Source organism: Bacillus sp. CHD6a, assembly GCF_001293645.1.
Lineage (GTDB): Bacteria > Bacillota > Bacilli > Bacillales > Bacillaceae_I > Sutcliffiella_A.
The window spans coordinates 175,434-192,794 of record NZ_LBMD01000011.1 but is presented as its reverse complement, the minus strand read 5'-3'; the positions used below and the strand labels follow the sequence as shown (position 1 = coordinate 192,794).

Below are 17,361 nucleotides of genomic sequence, written 5' to 3'. Positions count from 1 at the left end.
TTATAAATGTAGCGGGTCTGACCTCTTACGCAACCAACTATCCAGATATTCCGGGAGTCTACCATTTCTAACAGAAGTCCCTGTGTGCCCGCCTTTTAATATGTGTGCTGTTTTATCAACACTTGCCACTTCATTCATTATAGGTAAAATATGATCAAGCGGTACAAGCCTGTCTCCTTCTGTCCCTACTACTAATAGATTTGCTTGAATAGTTGATAGTTTGGCTTGTTGGCCATTTATTTTACTCTTGTTATTAATAAATTTATTTCCCTTTGAAAAATCTTCGATGATTTGCTTAGCAACACCACTTGTTAAAGGAATATGTCCTTTCGTCCATGTATTAAAACGGTGCCACTTCTTAACATAGGCTTCATCATCCCTATTTAGCAAAAGAGATAAGTAAGGAGTAAAATAAATTGGCGATGTCACCAAACGTATACCTGCCTCAACATAGGAGGCTGGAATAATTCCGAGTTCATCGATAAAACGAGTGCTGTTGATATTTTCTTCTCTCATTGCTTTTACCCATTTATCAAAATAAGCAGGGTTGCTGAATTCAACTGGAGTCACAAACAGTACAAGATTCTTTATTGGTTCCTTTGCTATAGATGCATACATAGCTGCAAGCGTACCACCAAGGCAATACCCCATAATGGTCACCTCTTTTGCGGAGGAATGTTTAATTGCCACTCTTACTCCCGCTTGAATATACGCTGTAATGTAGTCATCTACGGTCATGTCCCTATCCTCTAATCCCGGCTTGCCAAAGTCAATCATATAGACATCAAACCCTTTATTAACTAACGCTTCAATCGTGCTTCCACCTGACATCATATCTAAGATAAAGGGCTGATTAATCAGAGAATAAATGATAAAAATAGGCACATTATATTTTTTTGAAGGCGTTTTGTAATACCAGAGAGTGGCTTTGTTCTTTCTCCAAATCGCTTGTCTGTCCGTTACTCCATCCTTGAATGGTGTTTCATTGTAATGAGTCATTTCCTTTTTCCATGCATCCAACTGGAAGTCACTCATGTTGATCACTACGGATAATCTTATCGTCGAAGCCAAGTAAGGAAGATATTATTGCATGCCGTTCAACTATATCTTCTAAAATTACTTTCACTTTTTTCTTTTCTTGATGTTGTCCCATCGGGGTAGTCTCTTCCTGTAACTGTACCTCAAGGCGATCAATCTTTTCTTCTATTTGGATTAGAAGCTTAGCGATATTGGCAACATCATTTTTAGTAGGAAAATTATATTTCAACGAAAGCACTTCTACCTGTTCCCTCATCTTCCGTAATTTATCTGCTTCTAACTCGCTTTCTAGGCCAACAATGCGGAAAACCGACTCTTTGTTCAGCTCAGCCTTTATTGCTTCATTCCATTTGTTTTCCATTATTAATCCTTTAACTTTTATCTTTTTGTTCCTTTCATCTTTTTTATTGTTTGAATGCAACATGGTTGGTTCACCCTTTCTTTCCAATTCCACTTTATATTAAGGAGGTCATCCCTCCATCTACGACCAAAATGTGTCCCACACAGTAATCCGATGCACGAGAGGATAAGAAAACAGCAGCCCCCTTTAAATCATGATCGCTACCAAAACGTTTGGCAGGTATTTGTTCTTTTATCATTGGAGCAGAGTGTTCTATTATTTTTTCGGTAATTTTAGTAGGAAACATGCCTGGTGCAATCGCATTTACTTGTATGTTATAAGGAGCAAGTTTTACAGCAAGGTCTTTTGTAAATGTTATAACCCCTCCTTTACTTGTGTTGTAAGCAATGGTATCCATTAGTTTAGGGTCTGTTCCACCCATTCCTGATACAGAGGCAATATTAATTATTTTTCCGTTACCTTGCTTTTGCATGACCCTTGCAGCTTTTTGACTGAATAAAAATAATCCCCTTAAATTGACATTCATCACTTTATCCCATTTGTCAGCTGCCAAGTCTAATGTCGGCGCCATCCAAGACGTTCCACTGTTGTTTACAAGGATGTCCAACGTTCCAAAGTGTCTTACCGTTTCCTCCATTACATGTTGAATTTCTTCCTCTTTTGTTACATCACAGGCATATGCTAGTGACATCACACCTTTTTGTTTCAAGGTCTCACTTACTTTTTGGCAGGATGTTAAATCACGCGAACACACAACAACGTTCGCACCCGCCTCAGCAAGGGCATTTGCCATTTGTGCCCCGAGTCCTTTTCCTCCACCAGTCACAATTGCCGTTTTGTTTTTTAAATTGAACAAATCATTTACGTCCATAATGTGTCCCCCTCTTTGTTTGCTAGTTTCCTTTTTCAGTCTAGTAACATTTAATAGATTCCATATAGTATAGTAGAGAACTATTCAAGATGTGTATAAAATGATAAAATGGTGGAGGCGGAAAATACAATATCTATTAAAAGTAAAAAAACGGGCCCCCAGTTCCTTTTTTGTTGCTTGGTTATGCTCCGCTGTTGATTTCCGCAAATGGCTTCGCTTTCCGCGGGACGGTGTTTGAGCCTCCTCGCTGCGCTGTGGGGTCTCAAACTACCGTTTCTCCCCCGCTGGAGTCTTCGCCTTTTGCTCCAATCAACAGCTATAAATTACGAGACCAAAACGTTAGTGCTTTTTCAGTTAACACGGCAAAACTCTTCGAAAACCCTTAGGTAAATGAAGGCACCTTGTTGATTGTAGTGGAAGGCGCGCAGACGCCCGGGGGAGGAAGGGACAGGTGAGACTCCACAGGCGGAGCGAAGCCACTGAAAAAGTCTTAATTATAGTATTTTCATATACACCGCTGTTGATTTCCGCAAATGGCTTCGCTTTCCTAGGGGCCCTGGTGGAGCCTCCTCGGCTACGCCTGCGGGGTCTCCACCTAGGGCTAGCTCCCTCAGTAGTCTTCGCCTTTTGCTCCAATCACCAGCTAGGAATCAATAAAAACTTTACGTTATCAGTTTTTCAGTGGCTTCGGCGGAGCCGAGGAGGCTCACGGACCGCCCGCAGGCAAGCGAAGCGCCTGGAACGGAAATCAACCAGTTTTTCCTCTCTTATTTTAAAAAAGGCATAAAAAAAAGACTCTCCAGATGGAGAGCCTTTTTCTCAACTTATGTCAAAATTACTTTTGAACGTTAGTTGCTTGAGGTCCACGAGCGCCTTGCTCGATTTCGAAAGTTACTGTTTGACCTTCTTCTAAAGATTTGAAACCTTCGCCTTGGATAGCAGAGAAGTGTACGAATACATCGTCTTGTCCTTCAACTTCGATGAATCCGAAACCTTTTTCAGCGTTGAACCATTTTACTTTACCTTCTAACATTATGTTTCCTCCTACAGTGGAACAGTCCACAATTGTATTACCATTCTTGCTCTGCATAATCTTTCAAGACGAAAAACATTGAAGTAAATTCCTTCTATCAGCCTTACCGAACAAAAACAATTAACTTAATCATAGAGGTTATGTATCAAAAAATCAAGTTTTATTTGGTTTTGCTAGTAACTTCCATTAGAAAAGTGTACTTTGTTACGGGTGAAGACATACAAGATTTGCTGCATCGATGGTGATTTTCTGTAGTAGTGTACCCATTATTCAACTTTTTATAAACCTATTTTCCTGAAAATTTTCTTTCTATCCCTAATACAAATATGAAGGAAGCGTTCACTGGAAAATACTTTTTATAAAATATAACACTTAGTACTTTTCTTTTTCTATTTGTTTTTGTAAGATAATATGATATCACAAAATAGACAATTGTATTTACAGGGAGGACATTGGGCATCATGATGAAATTCGGACTTTTACCAAGAATAATTCTTGCCATATTACTAGGAGTGACTATTGGCAGTTTTGCACCTGAATGGTTCGTTAAGCTATTTGTTACGTTTAACGAGATATTCGGAAACTTTTTAGGATTTGCAATTCCATTAATTATCATTGCATTTATTGCTCCAGGAATTGGAGAAATTGGAAAAGGAGCAGGTAAACTTCTTGGTCTGACTGCTTCCATTGCTTATCTTTCTACCATAGCAGCAGGCATCTTGGCCTATTTTGCTGCTAGTACGTTATATCCTAGTATATTAAAGAACGCAAGCCTGACAGGAACAATGGAAAATCCAGAGGAAGCATTATTAAAACCTTTCTTAGAACTGGAAATACCAGCACCATTTGAGGTGATGACAGCACTAATTATCGCATTCACACTTGGTTTAGGTATGTCAGCAATTAAAGGGGAAGGGTTAAAGACTGTCATGATAGAGTTTAGAAGTATTATTGAACTTGTCATTTCGAAAGTGATCATTCCACTTTTACCGATCCATATTTTAGGTATTTTTGCAAACATGACTTACGGTGGACAAGTTCAAACCATTATTAATGTGTTTGCAAAAGTATTTGTATTGATTATCTTATTGCATGTAACGATGTTAATCCTTCAATACTCCGTAAGTGGTGCTATGACACGAAAGAATCCATTTTTAATGCTCAAATCCATGATGGCTGCTTACTTTACCGCACTTGGTACACAATCATCTGCATCAACAATTCCAGTTACCCTTGAGCGAACGAAGAAGATGGGAGTAAGGGAGAAGACAGCTGATTTTACTGTCCCATTGCTTGCAAATATACATCTATCAGGTAGTACAATCACAATTGTTTCATGCGCAATGGCCATTATGTTCATTAATGGAATGGATTACTCTCTAATCATTGTACTCCCATTCATTATGATGCTTGGTGTAACCATGATTGCTGCTCCTGGCGTGCCTGGTGGAGCTGTGATGGCAGCTATCGGGTTATTACAGTCCATGCTTGGGTTTGATGCCACAATGGTATCCTTAATGATTGCTCTTTATCTTGCCCAAGACAGTTTTGGTACTGCATGTAATGTAACTGGTGACGGAGCCATTGCAAATTCTGTTGATAGACTTACATCGTCTAAGTAAACTATAAAAAGGTGGTACCCAATTTTTCTATTGGATTCCACCTTTTTTTGTATTATCTTATCGCACAAGCGACTCTATCGTAGCCAAAATGCTCTAAGAATTCGTTATACGCTTCTATTTTACCAAGGATTATGTCATGTTGGATCTCTCCTGGAGTAGTAGTCTCCATTTCCGTGCAATACTCCTCAATCCTCGATTTCACATAAGAAATAATCGCTGTTTCATTAAAAGAAGTCATTTCCTATCACCTCACATATTGATAGTAGATAAATACCCTTCTTCTAATTACAACAAACAAAAGCAAGCACATTCATAAATAAAAACAAGTAGTACTGGTTTATCAGCCGCTGTTGATTTCCGCATTATATGCTTTCAATTAATTAAAAAAAGAGACTCAAATTTGAGTCCCATCTAGTTATTCTCCTAATTCTATTAAGTCGGAAACGGCAACTTGTGTACGCTCTTCTCCCGGCCCACGAAGATGAACTGTTGCAGTTTTTCCATCCTCACTTACGGAATCAATCCATACTTTTGTCCCTTCAAAAGTCACGTCTATTGTTGCGGAAGAGGAAAGTATTTGTCTTGCACGTGCTTCATCCATTCTCGTCACTCCCTAAACATTATTCATTCATTATGTCATTCACACTTATTTTTCCAAAAATAAGCCATTTTATCCCTTTGAAGTTTAAGTTTAAAGGTAAATTGTCAACAATGAAACAAGAGGTGAAGGAGATGAAGTTAAGGAAGGAAGAAAAAGAACAATTAAGCGAAGCCATCGATCAGATGAATGAAAGTCTAGACAGGTTCATTGAGTTCTATAATGAGTCTGAAGAGGACAAACCTATTATTTCTTTTAATGATGAGGTCATACAATTGATAGAAGCAGGAAAACAAAAGTACGGGGAAGAGGCATTGAACCAAAAGATCAACTCCATTGTTAAAGAAGTGCTCTCTTTTATTTCCTCAGGGGATGAGCATTAGATGGATAGAATAAAGGAACAGACTTCCCTCATTTTTAGATTTGTACATTGGCCTTTAATAGCAAGGATATTGGTCATCATAATTGTCATTAATATTACTTTCGGTTTTCTCATTCATTATATTGAACCGGATGAATTTCCTTCCATTTTCGATGGAGTTTGGTGGGCGATTGTCACTACTGCTACTTTAGGTTACGGTGACTATGTTCCGGTTACTGTCACGGGGAGATCATTAGCTATCATTCTCATATTATTTGGTACAGGTTTCGTCACTACATACTTTGTATCACTGGCTGCAAGTGCCATCGCAACACAAAATGATTACTTGGAGGGTAAAGTGGATTATCGAGGATCTGAACATATAATCGTTATAGGTTGGAATGAGCGGGTAAGAGAAACGTTACGGCAAATTAATTCTATGAGCAATAAACCTTTATCAATTGTACTCATTGATTCAACCTTAGAGAAAAACCCGCTTCATGATCAAAACGTACATTTTATTAAAGGGAATCCCTGTAACGATCAAACATTACTTTCTGCCAATGTGAAAAGTGCTGGTTTTGTTGTCATATCTGCCGATCAAAGTAAGGATGAAGTTCAAGCAGATATGAGCTCGGTGTTAACTTTATTGGCTGTCAAAGGGTTAAATCCAGAAGTGTACACAATCGTGGAGATCTTGACTTCTACTCAAGTGAAGAATGCTCAACGTGCTGGAGCTGATGAAGTAATACAAACAAACATGTTTACAAGTTATGTAATGACGAACAGTATGATGTCTAATGGTATGTCCAATACTTTGTTAAATATGTTGAATCAGCTGAAGGGAAGCAAACTAAAGTATTTAGAAGTGGAAAAAGAGATGGTAGGAACAACATTCGAAAAACTTAGCAATCAGATGCTTCAGAAGAAGATTCTCATTATCGGCATAAAAAGAAGAGGAGACACCATGGTCAATCCTCCTCTTTACACGTTAATCCAAGCCGATGACTGTTTGCTCGTCATTAAAGACTAATCTCTCCCAAGAATTGCTTCTAATTCATGAACAAGTGTATGACCAAGTTCAATGAATTCTTTTGGGAAAGTGGCATCGGGATCTTCTGGTTCAGAAAACTGGTCAAAGGATGCCGTTCTATTCCAAACATGAACATTGTCATCTATTCCAATCTGGTATTTGTGGGATAGCAGGAAGGGTCTACCGATCTGTACTGTGGTCCCTTGTGAATCCAATTGTCCGTCGACAGATTGAAATGGGACTCTCAAAAATTGATAGCCGACTTCATCGTCTATTTTATAGTCAAAATAGCCGTGATCGTAGTCCCAGTTTCCCCCGATGGAATATCCAATGGCTTTTAGTTCCTGTTCTAATTTATACAACTGAAACTCCGCACCTTCGATTTTTGAAGGAATAGGAATCATAGCAATCCCTCCTTTTATATGGGTAGGTTTCCCCATGGAGGGGTTTTCATGCATATGGAAAAAGGGATAGTCCTTACAACCTGATGGTCGTAGGAACTATCCCTTTTTTTAAAAAAGTTGGGTTAGACGCCGCTGTTGCCTTCCGCAAATGGCTTCGCTTTCCTAGGGGCGGTGCTTGAGCCTCCTCACTTCGTTGCGGGGTCTCAAGCTACCGCTATCTCCCTCAGGAGTCTTCGCCTTTTGCTCCAAGCAACAGCGGTGGTGTCCATAATCCAACATATAATCTTTATAGCTTATTTTAAGCGTTTTTCTAGTTCTGCTTTTACTTCTTCGAAACCAGGTTTGCCTAGAAGAGCGAACATATTTACTTTGTATGCTTCTACTCCTGGTTGGTCAAATGGATTTACACCAAGAAGGTATCCGCTCATAGCGCATGCTTTTTCAAAGAAGTAGACAAGGTATCCAAATGTATATGCGTCCATTGCAGGAATGTTAACGACCAGGTTTGGTACTCCACCATCTGTGTGGGCAAGTAGCGTTCCTTCGTAAGCTTTTGTGTTTACAAAATCAACTGTTTCTCCTGCAAGGTAGTTGAGTCCATCCAAATCAGCCGCTTCTTCTTCTACTGTCAACTCATGGCGTGGGTTGTCCACTTTAATAATTGTTTCGAAAAGATCGCGACGTCCTTCTTGAACATATTGCCCCATGGAATGAAGGTCTGTAGAGAAGTTGGCAGACGCTGGGAAGATACCCTTTTGGTCTTTCCCTTCACTTTCACCGAATAATTGCTTCCACCATTCGGAGAAGTATTGTAGCCCTGGTTCATAGTTGATCAGCATTTCAATCGTTTTCCCTTTGTTGTAAAGGACATTACGTACAGCTGCATATTGATAAGCTGGGTTTTCTTCCAACTCAGATGTAGAGAAGTCACGACTTGCATCTGCAGCACCTTTCATCATTGCTTCGATATCTGCTCCTGATACCGCAATAGGCAATAATCCTACTGCTGTAAGAACAGAATAGCGCCCACCTACATCATCCGGAATGATAAAGGACTCATAGCCTTCTTCAGTAGCCAGTGTTTTCAAAGCTCCACGTGCTTTGTCTGTTGTAGCGTAAATACGTTTTCTAGCTTCTTCTTTTCCGTATTTTTCTTCTAAGATCTTGCGGAAGATACGGAATGCCAATGCTGGTTCTGTTGTTGTACCAGATTTGGAAATTACGTTGATAGAGAAGTCTTTTCCTTCTAACAGGTCCATTAAATCTCGCATATAAGTAGAACTAATGTTATTCCCAACAAACACAACCTGTGGAGTTTTACGTTGCTCCTTTGTTAATGCGTTATAGAACGAATGATTGAGCATTTCAAGAGCTGCTCGTGCGCCAAGGTATGAGCCGCCGATACCTACAACTAACAAAATGTCTGAGTCATTTTTGATTTTTTCTGCACTTTTTACAATTCGTGCAAACTCTTCTTTGTCATAATCTGTCGGCAGGTCAATCCAACCTAGGTAGTCATTTCCCGCTCCTGTTTTTTCATGTAATGAATGATGGGCAACTTTTACCGCATCACGTAAGTATGTAATTTCATGTTCGCCAAAAAAAGATAACGCCTTTTTATAATCAAAGCGAATATGTGTCATATATCATAACCTCCAATAAAACATATTTGCATGCCAATTTTCACTTTACATAATACTGTCGGATAATTCAAGGATTCCTACATCCTGTAAGCGGATACACCCAAAAATATTATTTCCTTTTGCTTACTCTCACAAGAAAACGGCTATACATAGTGTATAACCGCTCTCCATTTTCACTTTGGCTCTCCATCAAGTCGGTTCGACTTCTACTTCTTCTGTTTCCTTTTTTGCCACGACAATACGGATATATTCCCGTGGTTTAAATGGTTGGATGACATTAGAGCTTTCCTGTTGATTAGACCCAATGAGCACTACGGAAGAATTCCCATTGTAATAATGGTCCACATAATCTCTTTTTTGCTCAACACTCAACCACCATGCACCAGCAAATAAAGTAGAAAATATGGATAATGCAACAGCTGCTTTTCTTTTCACCATATCTACCACCACCTACGACTAGGATGGCTTAAATATCGACATTTTATGCAATGAAAAAAATTTTTTTTAAAGGCGTTTTGACTAGTTTCTATCATATTTAATATGCAGGACAAAATCGGTCCATACTAACAAACAGTAAGGATGCAAGCGGTTATGATTTAGTATATAATTTGATTTAGTAATTTTTCTTTAAAAATAATTATTCCTTATTACATGCAACAAGGCAGGTACCAAACCGTTAAAGTGACACAACCTTAGAAAAAAATGGTACTTGGCGTTGTTTTCTTATGTTTAGAAGGGAATACTATTATTTATAGAAGAAACAGAGGAGGTTTGTGTCTTGTCACTGATTCATTTAGTGATTCTATCGCCTTTTTTGTTGGCGATTCTTGTGCCTTTTGCGCATAAGTACTTTAAAAGCATACATACAGGGTGGTTTGTTTTAGTCTTGCCACTCGTTTTGTTCATTTACTTTCTCCAATTCTTAAGCACCACCATGAACGGGGAAACGTACACAAGCACCATGAAATGGATTCCTTCTATTGGAATAGATTTTATTGTTTATTTAGATGGGCTAGGTTTGCTTTTTGCTCTGTTAATCACTGGTATTGGCGCCATGGTCGTTTTATATTCCATCTATTATCTATCCAAAGAGAAAGAAGCGCTAAATACATTTTATGTTTATCTACTCATGTTTATGGGTGCGATGCTAGGTGTTGTCCTCTCTGACAACCTACTTGTTATGTATTCCTTCTGGGAGTTGACTAGTATTTCCTCTTTCTTGCTGATCAGTTACTGGTACCATCGTGAGAAATCTCGCTATGGTGCACTGAAATCGATGTTGATTACCGTTTTTGGTGGACTAGCAATGCTCGCAGGAATTATCCTCTTATACTTGATGACTGGCTCGTTCAGCATTCGAGAAAACATCGCGAGTGTGGATCTAATTACTAGTCATGAACTGTTTGTACCGGCACTTCTTTTGTTCTTGCTTGGTGCCTTCACAAAGTCAGCACAATTTCCATTCCATATTTGGTTACCTGACGCAATGGAAGCACCAACACCTGTCAGTGCATATCTTCATTCTGCTACCATGGTTAAGGCAGGTATTTATCTTGTAGCACGTATGAGTCCTGTCTTTGCAGGAGCACCAGAATGGTTCTGGCTTGTATCTGGATTTGGTATAGCCACATTATTCTGGGGTTCATTTTCAGCGGTTAAACAGACGGATTTGAAAGCAATATTGGCTTTTTCTACTGTCAGTCAGCTAGGGTTGATTATGTCGTTGCTTGGAGTAGGAAGTGCAGCAGCATATTATGACTACATTGGAGAAAATGCTTATACGATTGCAACCCTTGCAGCGGTGTTCCACCTAATTAACCATGCAACCTTTAAAGGAAGCCTGTTCATGGTTGTGGGAATTGTCGACCACGAAACAGGCACCAGGGATATTAGAAAGCTCGGCGGTCTGATGAATCTAATGCCGATTACTTTTACCCTGGCTATAATTGGGGCATTCTCTATGGCTGGTTTACCACCTTTCAACGGGTTCTTGAGTAAAGAAATGTTCTTTACGGGCATGTTGCAGGCATCGGAAATCAGTGCTTGGAACATGGAAACGCTCGGCATGATTTTTCCGGTACTTGCTTGGATTGCAAGTGTATTCACATTTATCTATAGCATGATTTTAGTTTTTAAGACTTTTACTGGAAAATATCAACCTGAAAAACTGGACAAAAAACCACATGAAGCACCGATTGGTATGCTTATACCACCAATTATCTTAGCTTCATTAGTTGTTATCTTCGGTTTCTTCCCTATGTTGCTAAAAGGGGTTATCGAACCTGCATTATATTCCATCCTTCCATCAAATGTGTTATCGGTGGAAGTAAAAATTTATCATTGGCATGGCTTTAATACTGAGCTGTTTATGACGATTGGAGTCATTTTGGTAGGTGTTCTTCTTTACCTTACCGTTGCAAAGTGGGGGAAAATCTACGAATGGTTTCCACAGAGACTTACACTTAACAAATTGTATGACGGTGGGTTAGTGGCATTAGAAAGGGGATCTTCTGCATTTACGAAATCGCACATGACCGGTTTTATCCGTGACTACCTTGTGATGATTTTTGGATTCATGATTGTCTTGTTGGGAGTTCTTCTATTTTCGACGGATGCATTTAATGTGAATCTATCCAACGTAGCACCTGCTGGGATTTATGAAGTGATTTTAGCTCTTGTCATGGTTATTTCAGCAGTTACCATACTTTTTGTGAAATCCAGACTAGCGGCTATCATTGCGCTCGGTGCAGTGGGCTATTCCATATCCCTGTTTTTCGTTTTGTTTAGAGCTCCTGATTTGGCATTAACGCAGTTAATTGTCGAAACAGTTTCAGTAGCACTGTTCTTATTATGTTTTTATCACCTTCCTGAGCTATCAAAGAAAATGGACAGACTTCGCTTTAAAGTGACAAATTTCATTATTTCTTTAGGTGTTGGTCTTGTCGTTATCTTTATCGGTCTTTCCGTTAATAGCTCCAAACTGTTTGAATCCATTTCTAGTTTTTTTGAGGCCGCTTCCTATAAAGAGGCTGGCGGAAAGAACATGGTAAATGTGATATTGGTTGATTTCCGTGGCTTTGATACTTTATTTGAAATTGCAGTACTCACGATAGCTGCATTTGGTATTTACGCCATGATAAAGTTAAGACTTACAGATAAGAAGGGAGGAGTAAAGGGTGAAAGTAAATGATTTGATTTTACAAACCACTACTACCCTTTTAACGTTTATCATCGTAATCTTCTCTGTCTATCTATTTTTTGCCGGACATTACACTCCGGGCGGAGGATTTATTGGAGGGTTGATGACATCAGCTGCTCTCGTGCTGCTTTTACTTGCTTTTGATAAAAAAACAGTACAAAATGCACTCCCATTCAACTACCTTTCTATTGCAGCAGCAGGATTGATGATATCCATCATCACAGGGGTCATTGCTCTTTTCTTTGATGTACCTTTTTTAACACATACCTTTGGATATGTAGAGTTGCCTTTGCTAGGGAAAACTGCATTAACTTCTACTTTACCATTTGATTTGGGTGTTTATTTAGTAGTAGTGGGTGTGGCAATGACCATTATTCAAACGATAGGAGAGAATGAATAATGGAGATTATTATGACTATTGTAGCGGGTGTTTTAATTGCAACCGCTACATACCTAATGTTATCCCGAAGTATTTTAAGAATTATTATTGGAACAGCACTATTATCCCACGGAGCCCATTTGTTGTTATTGACCATGGGGGGATTAAAAAGAGGGGCTGCACCTTTACTCGGCCAAGAAGCAGATGCTTATACAGATCCGTTGCCGCAAGCCTTAATTTTAACGGCAATCGTTATTGCATTTGGTGTCACTTCCTTCTTGTTAGTTCTTGCGTATAGAGCTTACCAGGAACTAAAAACCGATGATATGGATCAATTAAGGGGAAATGAAAATCATGAATAACTTAGTTATATTACCGATACTGATCCCTTTAATAACAGCAACACTATTATTGCTCATGCCTAAAAACGTTAAGCTCCAAAAAGTGATCAGTGTCATATCGTTAACATTTACAACGATTGCAGCGATGGTGCTTGTCCATACTGTATATCTTGATGGCATTCAAACATTAGAAATAGGAAATTGGAAACCACCTTTTGGTATCGTGCTAGTTGCGGACATGTTTGCCGCTCTTCTCGTACTAACTGGCGTGATTGTAAGTTTCACATGTGTCCTCTTCTCCTTTCGTAATATCGGGAAGGATAGAGAAAACTTTTTCTTCTATTCCTTTACCCAGTTTTTAATTACAGGTGTGATGGGGGCTTTTCTTACAGGTGACCTGTTCAACTTGTTTGTATTTTTTGAGGTCATGCTCATGTCTTCCTATGCGTTAATAGTATTAGGAGGAACTCGCATACAGCTTAGAGAGTCTATCAAATATTTATTGGTAAACATTATTTCTTCCGCCTTATTCGTAATAGCACTAGCATATCTTTACGGATTAGTCGGCACACTTAATATGGCAGATGTTTCGGATAAAATTGCGCAGTCAGGACAAACAGATATCGTGACAGTAGTGGCCATCCTTTTCTTAATCGTATTCGGATTAAAAGGCGGCATCTTTCCACTATACTTTTGGCTACCAGGCTCCTATCAAGCACCACCATATGCCATAACGGCAATCTTTGGTGCTTTGTTAACAAAAGTCGGGGTATATTCCATCTATCGAATATTTACGTTGATTTTTTACCACGAGCCTCAAATTACCCATCAGATTATTGCTGCATTAGCCATTATCACCATTCTTATCGGTGCAATCGGCGCAATAGCATACTGGGACGTTAAGAAAATACTTATTTACAATATTGTAACAGCGGTTGGGGTAATCATTTATGGGATCTCCATCGCTACGGTAACAGGTTATGCAGGTGGCATTTATTACCTTGTACACGATATGGTGATAAAAGGTGCTTTGTTCTTACTAGCGGGAGCAATGTTTACGATTACAGGAACAGATAATATAAAAAAAATGGGTGGATTAATAAAACGTCATCCCCTGTTAGGATGGATGTTCTTCACAGCATGCCTCGCACTTGCCGGCATACCTCCACTAAGTGGTTTTGTTGGGAAGATTCTACTAGCTCAAGGCGGTTTAGAACAGGAACATTATATTTTCGTTGGAGTCATGCTTTTCAGTAGTTTGCTGGTATTGTATTCCGTTATGAAGATATTCATGAACTGTTTCTTTAGGGAAGAAGTGTTAGATTCAAAAGAAGAAAAAGGTTCAACCAAAGGCCTTGTCTATCCTTCAGTCATTTTAATTGCACTCTCTGCTTTCCTTGGCCTTGGGGCAGAATTTGTTTATCCATACGTTTTTGAGGCGGCAGAAACATTGATGGATCCATCTATCTATATCCAAGCAGTTTTAAAGGAGTAGTTTCACATGGCTTTTCAAATTTTGATAAATGTAGTAATTGCATTCAGTTGGATGTTTCTTAAAAATCAATGGACCTTTCCCGACTTCATCATTGGATACTTTTGGGGGCTTGTTATCTTATTTTTAATGAGAAAATTTCTTCCCGGCAGGTTTTATTTTGAACGAGTGCTTGCAGCCGGACGACTATTTTTCCTTTTTTTAAGAGAACTTGTTCTAGCAAACGTACAAGTAATACGGGATATCCTGCGACCTAAATTAAAAATTGAACCCGGGATTTTTGCAATGCCGACAGAGCTGAAAAGCGATTGGGAAATTACGTTACTTTCCCTGTTGATTACCTTAACTCCAGGTACTTTGGTAATGGATGTGTCTGATGATAATAAGATTCTTTATATCCATGCCATGAATATTCCGGATGCAGATCAAGCAATTGCAGAAATAAAAAACACCTTTGAAAAAGCTATCATGGAGGTGACCCGTTAAATGATTGAAAGCACATTGGACCTATTGCTATCTATCAGCTTAATTATCATTTCCATCGCAACGTTAGGCCTCGTATATCGGGTAATAAAAGGACCTTCTGTACCGGACCGTGTCATGGCATTAGATTCCATTGGTATCAACCTTATCGCTATAACTGCCATCACGTCCATCATGTTGAAAACTGATGCATTTTTAGAAGTAATTCTTCTCATCGGTGTGATTGCTTTTGTAGGAACAGTTGCGTTTTCTAAATTTCTTCAAAAAGGAGAGATAATTGAGTATGACAGAGACAATTAGCATATTCATTGGTGTTGTCGTCCTGCTAGGTTCTCTTCTAAGCTTAGTAACGACCATTGGCCTAATCAGACTACCTGATGTTTATACTCGCAGTCACGCAGCCTCTAAAAGCGCCACACTCGGTGTCTTGTTAATTCTGGTTGCAGCCTTATTGTATTTCTGGCTTGCAGATAATTACTTTAGTGCTCGTTTAGTACTGGGAATAGTATTTGTCTTTATTACAGCCCCTGTGGCAGGTCATCTTATTTCAAGAGCGGCTTATTATACAGACGTCCCACTATGGGAAAAGTCTGTGAAGGATGATTTGAAGACTAAAGCACGACATGAACCGAAGAAAGAAATAGAAAAAAGACAAAAAGTCCATACTGAAGCATAAAAAAAACTGGCCGAACCGAATCAGGTTTGGCCAGTTTTATTTTATAGAGATGCTTTCAAGATAGAAGTGACATCTTCATGTGAAAGTGATTTAAAATTTCCCACTGCACCTCGTGACATAACATGCTCGGCCATTTTATCAATGTTCTTAGCATCAATATCATAATCGGCTAATCTTGTAGGAGCTCCAAGGCTAGACCAGAATTCACGAAGTCTGCGGATACCTTCTAAAGCTATTTCCCTGTCAGAGCCATTGTCCTGCACGCCAAACACTCTTACAGCCAACTGCTTAAATCGGCCAATATTTGCATCCATTACATGCTCCATCCAATTTGGGAACAGAATAGCCAATCCACCTGCATGCGGGATATCATAGATAGCAGAAACAGCATGCTCAATGCCATGAGTCGCCCAATCCCCACGATAGCCCATCTGCAACATACCATTTAGCGCGATGGTACCATTGTACAGTATTGTTTCCCGATGTTCATAGCTTTCCAGATCATCTAAAAGCTTGGGAGCCGTTTCCATCACGGTAGTTAGGACCGCTTCACACATCCGATCTTGCAGTGGTGTATTGGTCGTCTGATGGAAATACTGTTCTAATACATGTGACATCATGTCAACAATACCATAGACAGTGTGATCTTTTGGCACCGTAAAAGTATTTACTGGGTCTAGAATAGAAAACATAGGGAACGTCACAGGACTGCCCCAACCGTATTTCTCATTCGTTTCCCAGTTTGTAATAACAGAGCCTGCATTCATCTCAGATCCTGTTGCAGCAAGAGTCAATACTGTACCAAATGGCAAAGCTTCTGTAGCAATGTGTTTTCTAAGTACTATATCCCATACATCGCCTTCGTACTTAGCACCTGCGGCGATTGCTTTTGTACAATCGATTACACTGCCTCCACCTACTGCTAAAAGAAAATCAATTTGATTCTCTTTACATAGCTCGATACCTTTTCTGACTGTGGATAATCTAGGATTAGGTTCCACACCAGCAAGCTCCGTTATTGTTGCACCTGCTTTATGTAATGTATTAATCACATTATCGTAAAGCCCACTTCTTTTAATGCTTCCTCCACCATAAACAAGGAGAACATTCTTACCGTATGGCTCCATTTCTTGTGGCAATGTTTCAAGTTGTCCTTTTCCAAATATTAGCTTTGTTGGATTATAAAAAGTAAAATTATCCATTACTATTACCTCCCTTTTGCCATGATTATGGATGATTTTTTCATTGGTTGCAACGAATAAGCTTCAAGGTTGCATATCCCTACTTTTATCATGCTTCTACAAAAAAAAATTATAAATGAATAATTTCCGTTCAGTTACAAATTATATGAGGGAAAGCACTTATATTCTCAAGGAGGGTATGTTATGAGTACTATTCAACGTATTGCACTAGTATTGACTATTGTCGGAGCTATTAACTGGGGATTGATCGGATTCTTCCAATTCGATCTAGTAGCAGCAATTTTTGGCGGCCAAAGCGCAGCCTTGTCCCGAATCATATACGGTTTGGTGGGAATTGCCGGACTGATCAACCTAGGACTTCTTTTCGTGCCATCTGAGCAACATGAAAGCGAAGTTGAACCAAGAACAACTCGATAAGGAACTTTAAAAACCGCCTCCCTCGCAGTGGCGGTTTCATTTTTTTATCAAAGTTGTAGCACATGGGAGTGTATTGTAACTTTTCGGAGGTTGATTGTGACTTTTTTCGTGGATATTGTGACTTTTTGGAGATTGATTCTAACTTTTTTCGTGGATATTGTGACTTTTCGGAGATTGATTCTAACTTTTTTCGTGGATATTGTGACTT

21 protein-coding genes are annotated in these 17,361 nt (G+C 39.2%); 11 read left to right on the top strand and 10 right to left on the bottom strand.

Annotated elements, in window-relative coordinates; genetic code table 11:
- The 4 genes from AAV98_RS10875 to AAV98_RS10860 all read right to left on the bottom strand — a co-directional run bounded on the left by AAV98_RS10875 (position 1) and on the right by AAV98_RS10860 (position 3,303).
- Entirely contained in the window at positions 1-1,035 is a 1,035-nt protein-coding gene (locus AAV98_RS10875) for an alpha/beta fold hydrolase (RefSeq protein WP_060665586.1), read from the bottom strand.
- The gene (locus AAV98_RS10870; protein ID WP_231687736.1) at positions 1,028-1,462 is read right to left on the bottom strand and encodes a hypothetical protein; all 435 of its coding nucleotides are present in this window, start codon (positions 1,460-1,462) and stop codon (positions 1,028-1,030) included. The genes AAV98_RS10875 and AAV98_RS10870 overlap by 8 nt, the downstream gene beginning before the upstream one ends.
- 31 nt (positions 1,463-1,493) lie before the next feature.
- On the bottom strand, positions 1,494-2,270 hold the full coding sequence (locus AAV98_RS10865; protein WP_060665584.1) for an SDR family oxidoreductase: 777 nt from the start codon (positions 2,268-2,270) through the stop codon (positions 1,494-1,496).
- 835 nt (positions 2,271-3,105) lie between these two features.
- Positions 3,106-3,303, bottom strand: coding sequence for a cold-shock protein (locus tag AAV98_RS10860; protein WP_060665583.1), 198 nt, complete (start codon positions 3,301-3,303; stop codon positions 3,106-3,108).
- A 461-nt stretch (positions 3,304-3,764) separates the two neighbouring features.
- On the opposite strand from AAV98_RS10860, the gene AAV98_RS10855 reads away from it, so the two are divergent.
- Entirely contained in the window at positions 3,765-4,925 is a 1,161-nt protein-coding gene (locus AAV98_RS10855; RefSeq protein ID WP_060665582.1) for a dicarboxylate/amino acid:cation symporter, read from the top strand.
- 52 nt (positions 4,926-4,977) lie between these two features.
- Here the strand turns inward: AAV98_RS10855 and AAV98_RS10850 are convergent, their stop codons facing one another.
- A complete protein-coding gene (locus AAV98_RS10850; RefSeq protein ID WP_060665581.1) occupies positions 4,978-5,163 on the bottom strand; it encodes a hypothetical protein in 186 nt (61 codons plus the stop codon).
- A gap of 177 nt (positions 5,164-5,340) precedes the next feature.
- Positions 5,341-5,526: an H-type small acid-soluble spore protein gene (locus tag AAV98_RS10845; protein ID WP_060665580.1), complete on the bottom strand. Its 186-nt coding sequence runs from the start codon at positions 5,524-5,526 to the stop codon at positions 5,341-5,343.
- Positions 5,527-5,657: 131 nt separating this feature from the next.
- Here AAV98_RS10845 and AAV98_RS10840 point away from each other — a divergent pair, with 131 nt between their 5' ends.
- Together AAV98_RS10840 and AAV98_RS10835 are read left to right on the top strand one after the other, a co-directional pair.
- Entirely contained in the window at positions 5,658-5,906 is a 249-nt protein-coding gene (locus AAV98_RS10840; RefSeq protein WP_060665579.1) for an atypical membrane-integrating protein (Mistic protein), read from the top strand.
- Positions 5,907-6,917: a potassium channel family protein gene (locus AAV98_RS10835; RefSeq protein ID WP_060665578.1), complete on the top strand. Its 1,011-nt coding sequence runs from the start codon at positions 5,907-5,909 to the stop codon at positions 6,915-6,917. It abuts the gene before it with no gap.
- Here AAV98_RS10835 and AAV98_RS10830 read toward each other — a convergent pair.
- The 3 genes from AAV98_RS10830 to AAV98_RS10820 all read right to left on the bottom strand — a co-directional run bounded on the left by AAV98_RS10830 (position 6,914) and on the right by AAV98_RS10820 (position 9,402).
- Entirely contained in the window at positions 6,914-7,321 is a 408-nt protein-coding gene (locus AAV98_RS10830; RefSeq protein ID WP_060665577.1) for a YugN-like family protein, read from the bottom strand. The genes AAV98_RS10835 and AAV98_RS10830 overlap by 4 nt on opposite strands.
- Positions 7,322-7,614: 293 nt before the next feature.
- A complete protein-coding gene (locus tag AAV98_RS10825) occupies positions 7,615-8,964 on the bottom strand; it encodes a glucose-6-phosphate isomerase (protein WP_060665576.1) in 1,350 nt (449 codons plus the stop codon).
- A 189-nt stretch (positions 8,965-9,153) separates the two neighbouring features.
- Positions 9,154-9,402 (bottom strand): hypothetical protein, encoded by a 249-nt coding sequence (locus AAV98_RS10820; RefSeq protein WP_060665575.1) that lies wholly within the window; start codon positions 9,400-9,402, stop codon positions 9,154-9,156.
- Positions 9,403-9,742: 340 nt separating this feature from the next.
- On the opposite strand from AAV98_RS10820, the gene AAV98_RS10815 reads away from it, so the two are divergent.
- From AAV98_RS10815 to mnhG, 7 genes are read left to right on the top strand one after another with little or no spacing between them, the layout of a single operon-like run.
- The gene (locus AAV98_RS10815; RefSeq protein ID WP_060665574.1) at positions 9,743-12,154 is read left to right on the top strand and encodes a Na+/H+ antiporter subunit A; all 2,412 of its coding nucleotides are present in this window, start codon (positions 9,743-9,745) and stop codon (positions 12,152-12,154) included.
- On the top strand, positions 12,141-12,563 hold the full coding sequence (locus AAV98_RS10810; RefSeq protein WP_060665573.1) for a Na(+)/H(+) antiporter subunit B: 423 nt from the start codon (positions 12,141-12,143) through the stop codon (positions 12,561-12,563). Before AAV98_RS10815 ends, AAV98_RS10810 begins: the two co-directional genes overlap by 14 nt.
- Positions 12,563-12,904, top strand: a complete 342-nt coding sequence (locus AAV98_RS10805; protein ID WP_060665572.1) for a Na(+)/H(+) antiporter subunit C — start codon at positions 12,563-12,565, stop codon at positions 12,902-12,904. Before AAV98_RS10810 ends, AAV98_RS10805 begins: the two co-directional genes overlap by 1 nt.
- Positions 12,897-14,378 carry a Na+/H+ antiporter subunit D gene (locus AAV98_RS10800; protein ID WP_060665571.1) on the top strand — a complete coding sequence of 494 codons (1,482 nt, stop codon included), beginning with the start codon at positions 12,897-12,899 and terminating at the stop codon, positions 14,376-14,378. The genes AAV98_RS10805 and AAV98_RS10800 overlap by 8 nt, the downstream gene beginning before the upstream one ends.
- A gap of 6 nt (positions 14,379-14,384) precedes the next feature.
- Positions 14,385-14,861: a Na+/H+ antiporter subunit E gene (locus AAV98_RS10795; protein WP_060665570.1), complete on the top strand. Its 477-nt coding sequence runs from the start codon at positions 14,385-14,387 to the stop codon at positions 14,859-14,861.
- Positions 14,862-15,158, top strand: coding sequence for a Na(+)/H(+) antiporter subunit F1 (locus AAV98_RS10790; protein ID WP_060665569.1), 297 nt, complete (start codon positions 14,862-14,864; stop codon positions 15,156-15,158).
- Entirely contained in the window at positions 15,142-15,534 is a 393-nt protein-coding gene (gene mnhG / locus AAV98_RS10785) for a monovalent cation/H(+) antiporter subunit G (RefSeq protein ID WP_060665568.1), read from the top strand. The genes AAV98_RS10790 and mnhG overlap by 17 nt, the downstream gene beginning before the upstream one ends.
- Positions 15,535-15,575: 41 nt before the next feature.
- Here mnhG and AAV98_RS10780 read toward each other — a convergent pair whose 3' ends face one another.
- Positions 15,576-16,736 (bottom strand): iron-containing alcohol dehydrogenase, encoded by a 1,161-nt coding sequence (locus tag AAV98_RS10780; protein WP_060665567.1) that lies wholly within the window; start codon positions 16,734-16,736, stop codon positions 15,576-15,578.
- A 183-nt stretch (positions 16,737-16,919) separates the two neighbouring features.
- On the opposite strand from AAV98_RS10780, the gene AAV98_RS10775 reads away from it, so the two are divergent.
- Complete coding sequence (locus AAV98_RS10775) at positions 16,920-17,153, top strand: DUF378 domain-containing protein (RefSeq protein ID WP_060665566.1); 234 nt, start codon at positions 16,920-16,922, stop codon at positions 17,151-17,153.
- The last annotated feature ends 208 nt before the right edge of the window (positions 17,154-17,361 follow it).

Bases quoted from the DNA above. Each gene is read 5' to 3' on its own strand.
- AAV98_RS10835 (WP_060665578.1), top strand. From the start codon at position 5,907: ATGGATAGAATAAAGGAACAGACTTCCCTCATTTTTAGATTTGTACAT.
- AAV98_RS10855 (WP_060665582.1), top strand. From the start codon at position 3,765: ATGATGAAATTCGGACTTTTACCAAGAATAATTCTTGCCATATTACTA.
- AAV98_RS10805 (WP_060665572.1), top strand. From the start codon at position 12,563: ATGGAGATTATTATGACTATTGTAGCGGGTGTTTTAATTGCAACCGCT.
- AAV98_RS10795 (WP_060665570.1), top strand. From the start codon at position 14,385: ATGGCTTTTCAAATTTTGATAAATGTAGTAATTGCATTCAGTTGGATG.
- AAV98_RS10800 (WP_060665571.1), top strand. From the start codon at position 12,897: ATGAATAACTTAGTTATATTACCGATACTGATCCCTTTAATAACAGCA.
- AAV98_RS10825 (WP_060665576.1), bottom strand. From the start codon at position 8,964: ATGACACATATTCGCTTTGATTATAAAAAGGCGTTATCTTTTTTTGGC.
- AAV98_RS10845 (WP_060665580.1), bottom strand. From the start codon at position 5,526: ATGGATGAAGCACGTGCAAGACAAATACTTTCCTCTTCCGCAACAATA.
- AAV98_RS10860 (WP_060665583.1), bottom strand. From the start codon at position 3,303: ATGTTAGAAGGTAAAGTAAAATGGTTCAACGCTGAAAAAGGTTTCGGA.
- AAV98_RS10830 (WP_060665577.1), bottom strand. From the start codon at position 7,321: ATGATTCCTATTCCTTCAAAAATCGAAGGTGCGGAGTTTCAGTTGTAT.
- AAV98_RS10820 (WP_060665575.1), bottom strand. From the start codon at position 9,402: ATGGTGAAAAGAAAAGCAGCTGTTGCATTATCCATATTTTCTACTTTA.
- mnhG (WP_060665568.1), top strand. From the start codon at position 15,142: ATGACAGAGACAATTAGCATATTCATTGGTGTTGTCGTCCTGCTAGGT.
- AAV98_RS10840 (WP_060665579.1), top strand. From the start codon at position 5,658: ATGAAGTTAAGGAAGGAAGAAAAAGAACAATTAAGCGAAGCCATCGAT.
- AAV98_RS10775 (WP_060665566.1), top strand. From the start codon at position 16,920: ATGAGTACTATTCAACGTATTGCACTAGTATTGACTATTGTCGGAGCT.
- AAV98_RS10780 (WP_060665567.1), bottom strand. From the start codon at position 16,736: ATGGATAATTTTACTTTTTATAATCCAACAAAGCTAATATTTGGAAAA.
- AAV98_RS10870 (WP_231687736.1), bottom strand. From the start codon at position 1,462: ATGTTGCATTCAAACAATAAAAAAGATGAAAGGAACAAAAAGATAAAA.
- AAV98_RS10865 (WP_060665584.1), bottom strand. From the start codon at position 2,270: ATGGACGTAAATGATTTGTTCAATTTAAAAAACAAAACGGCAATTGTG.
- AAV98_RS10790 (WP_060665569.1), top strand. From the start codon at position 14,862: ATGATTGAAAGCACATTGGACCTATTGCTATCTATCAGCTTAATTATC.
- AAV98_RS10875 (WP_060665586.1), bottom strand. From the start codon at position 1,035: ATGAGTGACTTCCAGTTGGATGCATGGAAAAAGGAAATGACTCATTAC.
- AAV98_RS10850 (WP_060665581.1), bottom strand. From the start codon at position 5,163: ATGACTTCTTTTAATGAAACAGCGATTATTTCTTATGTGAAATCGAGG.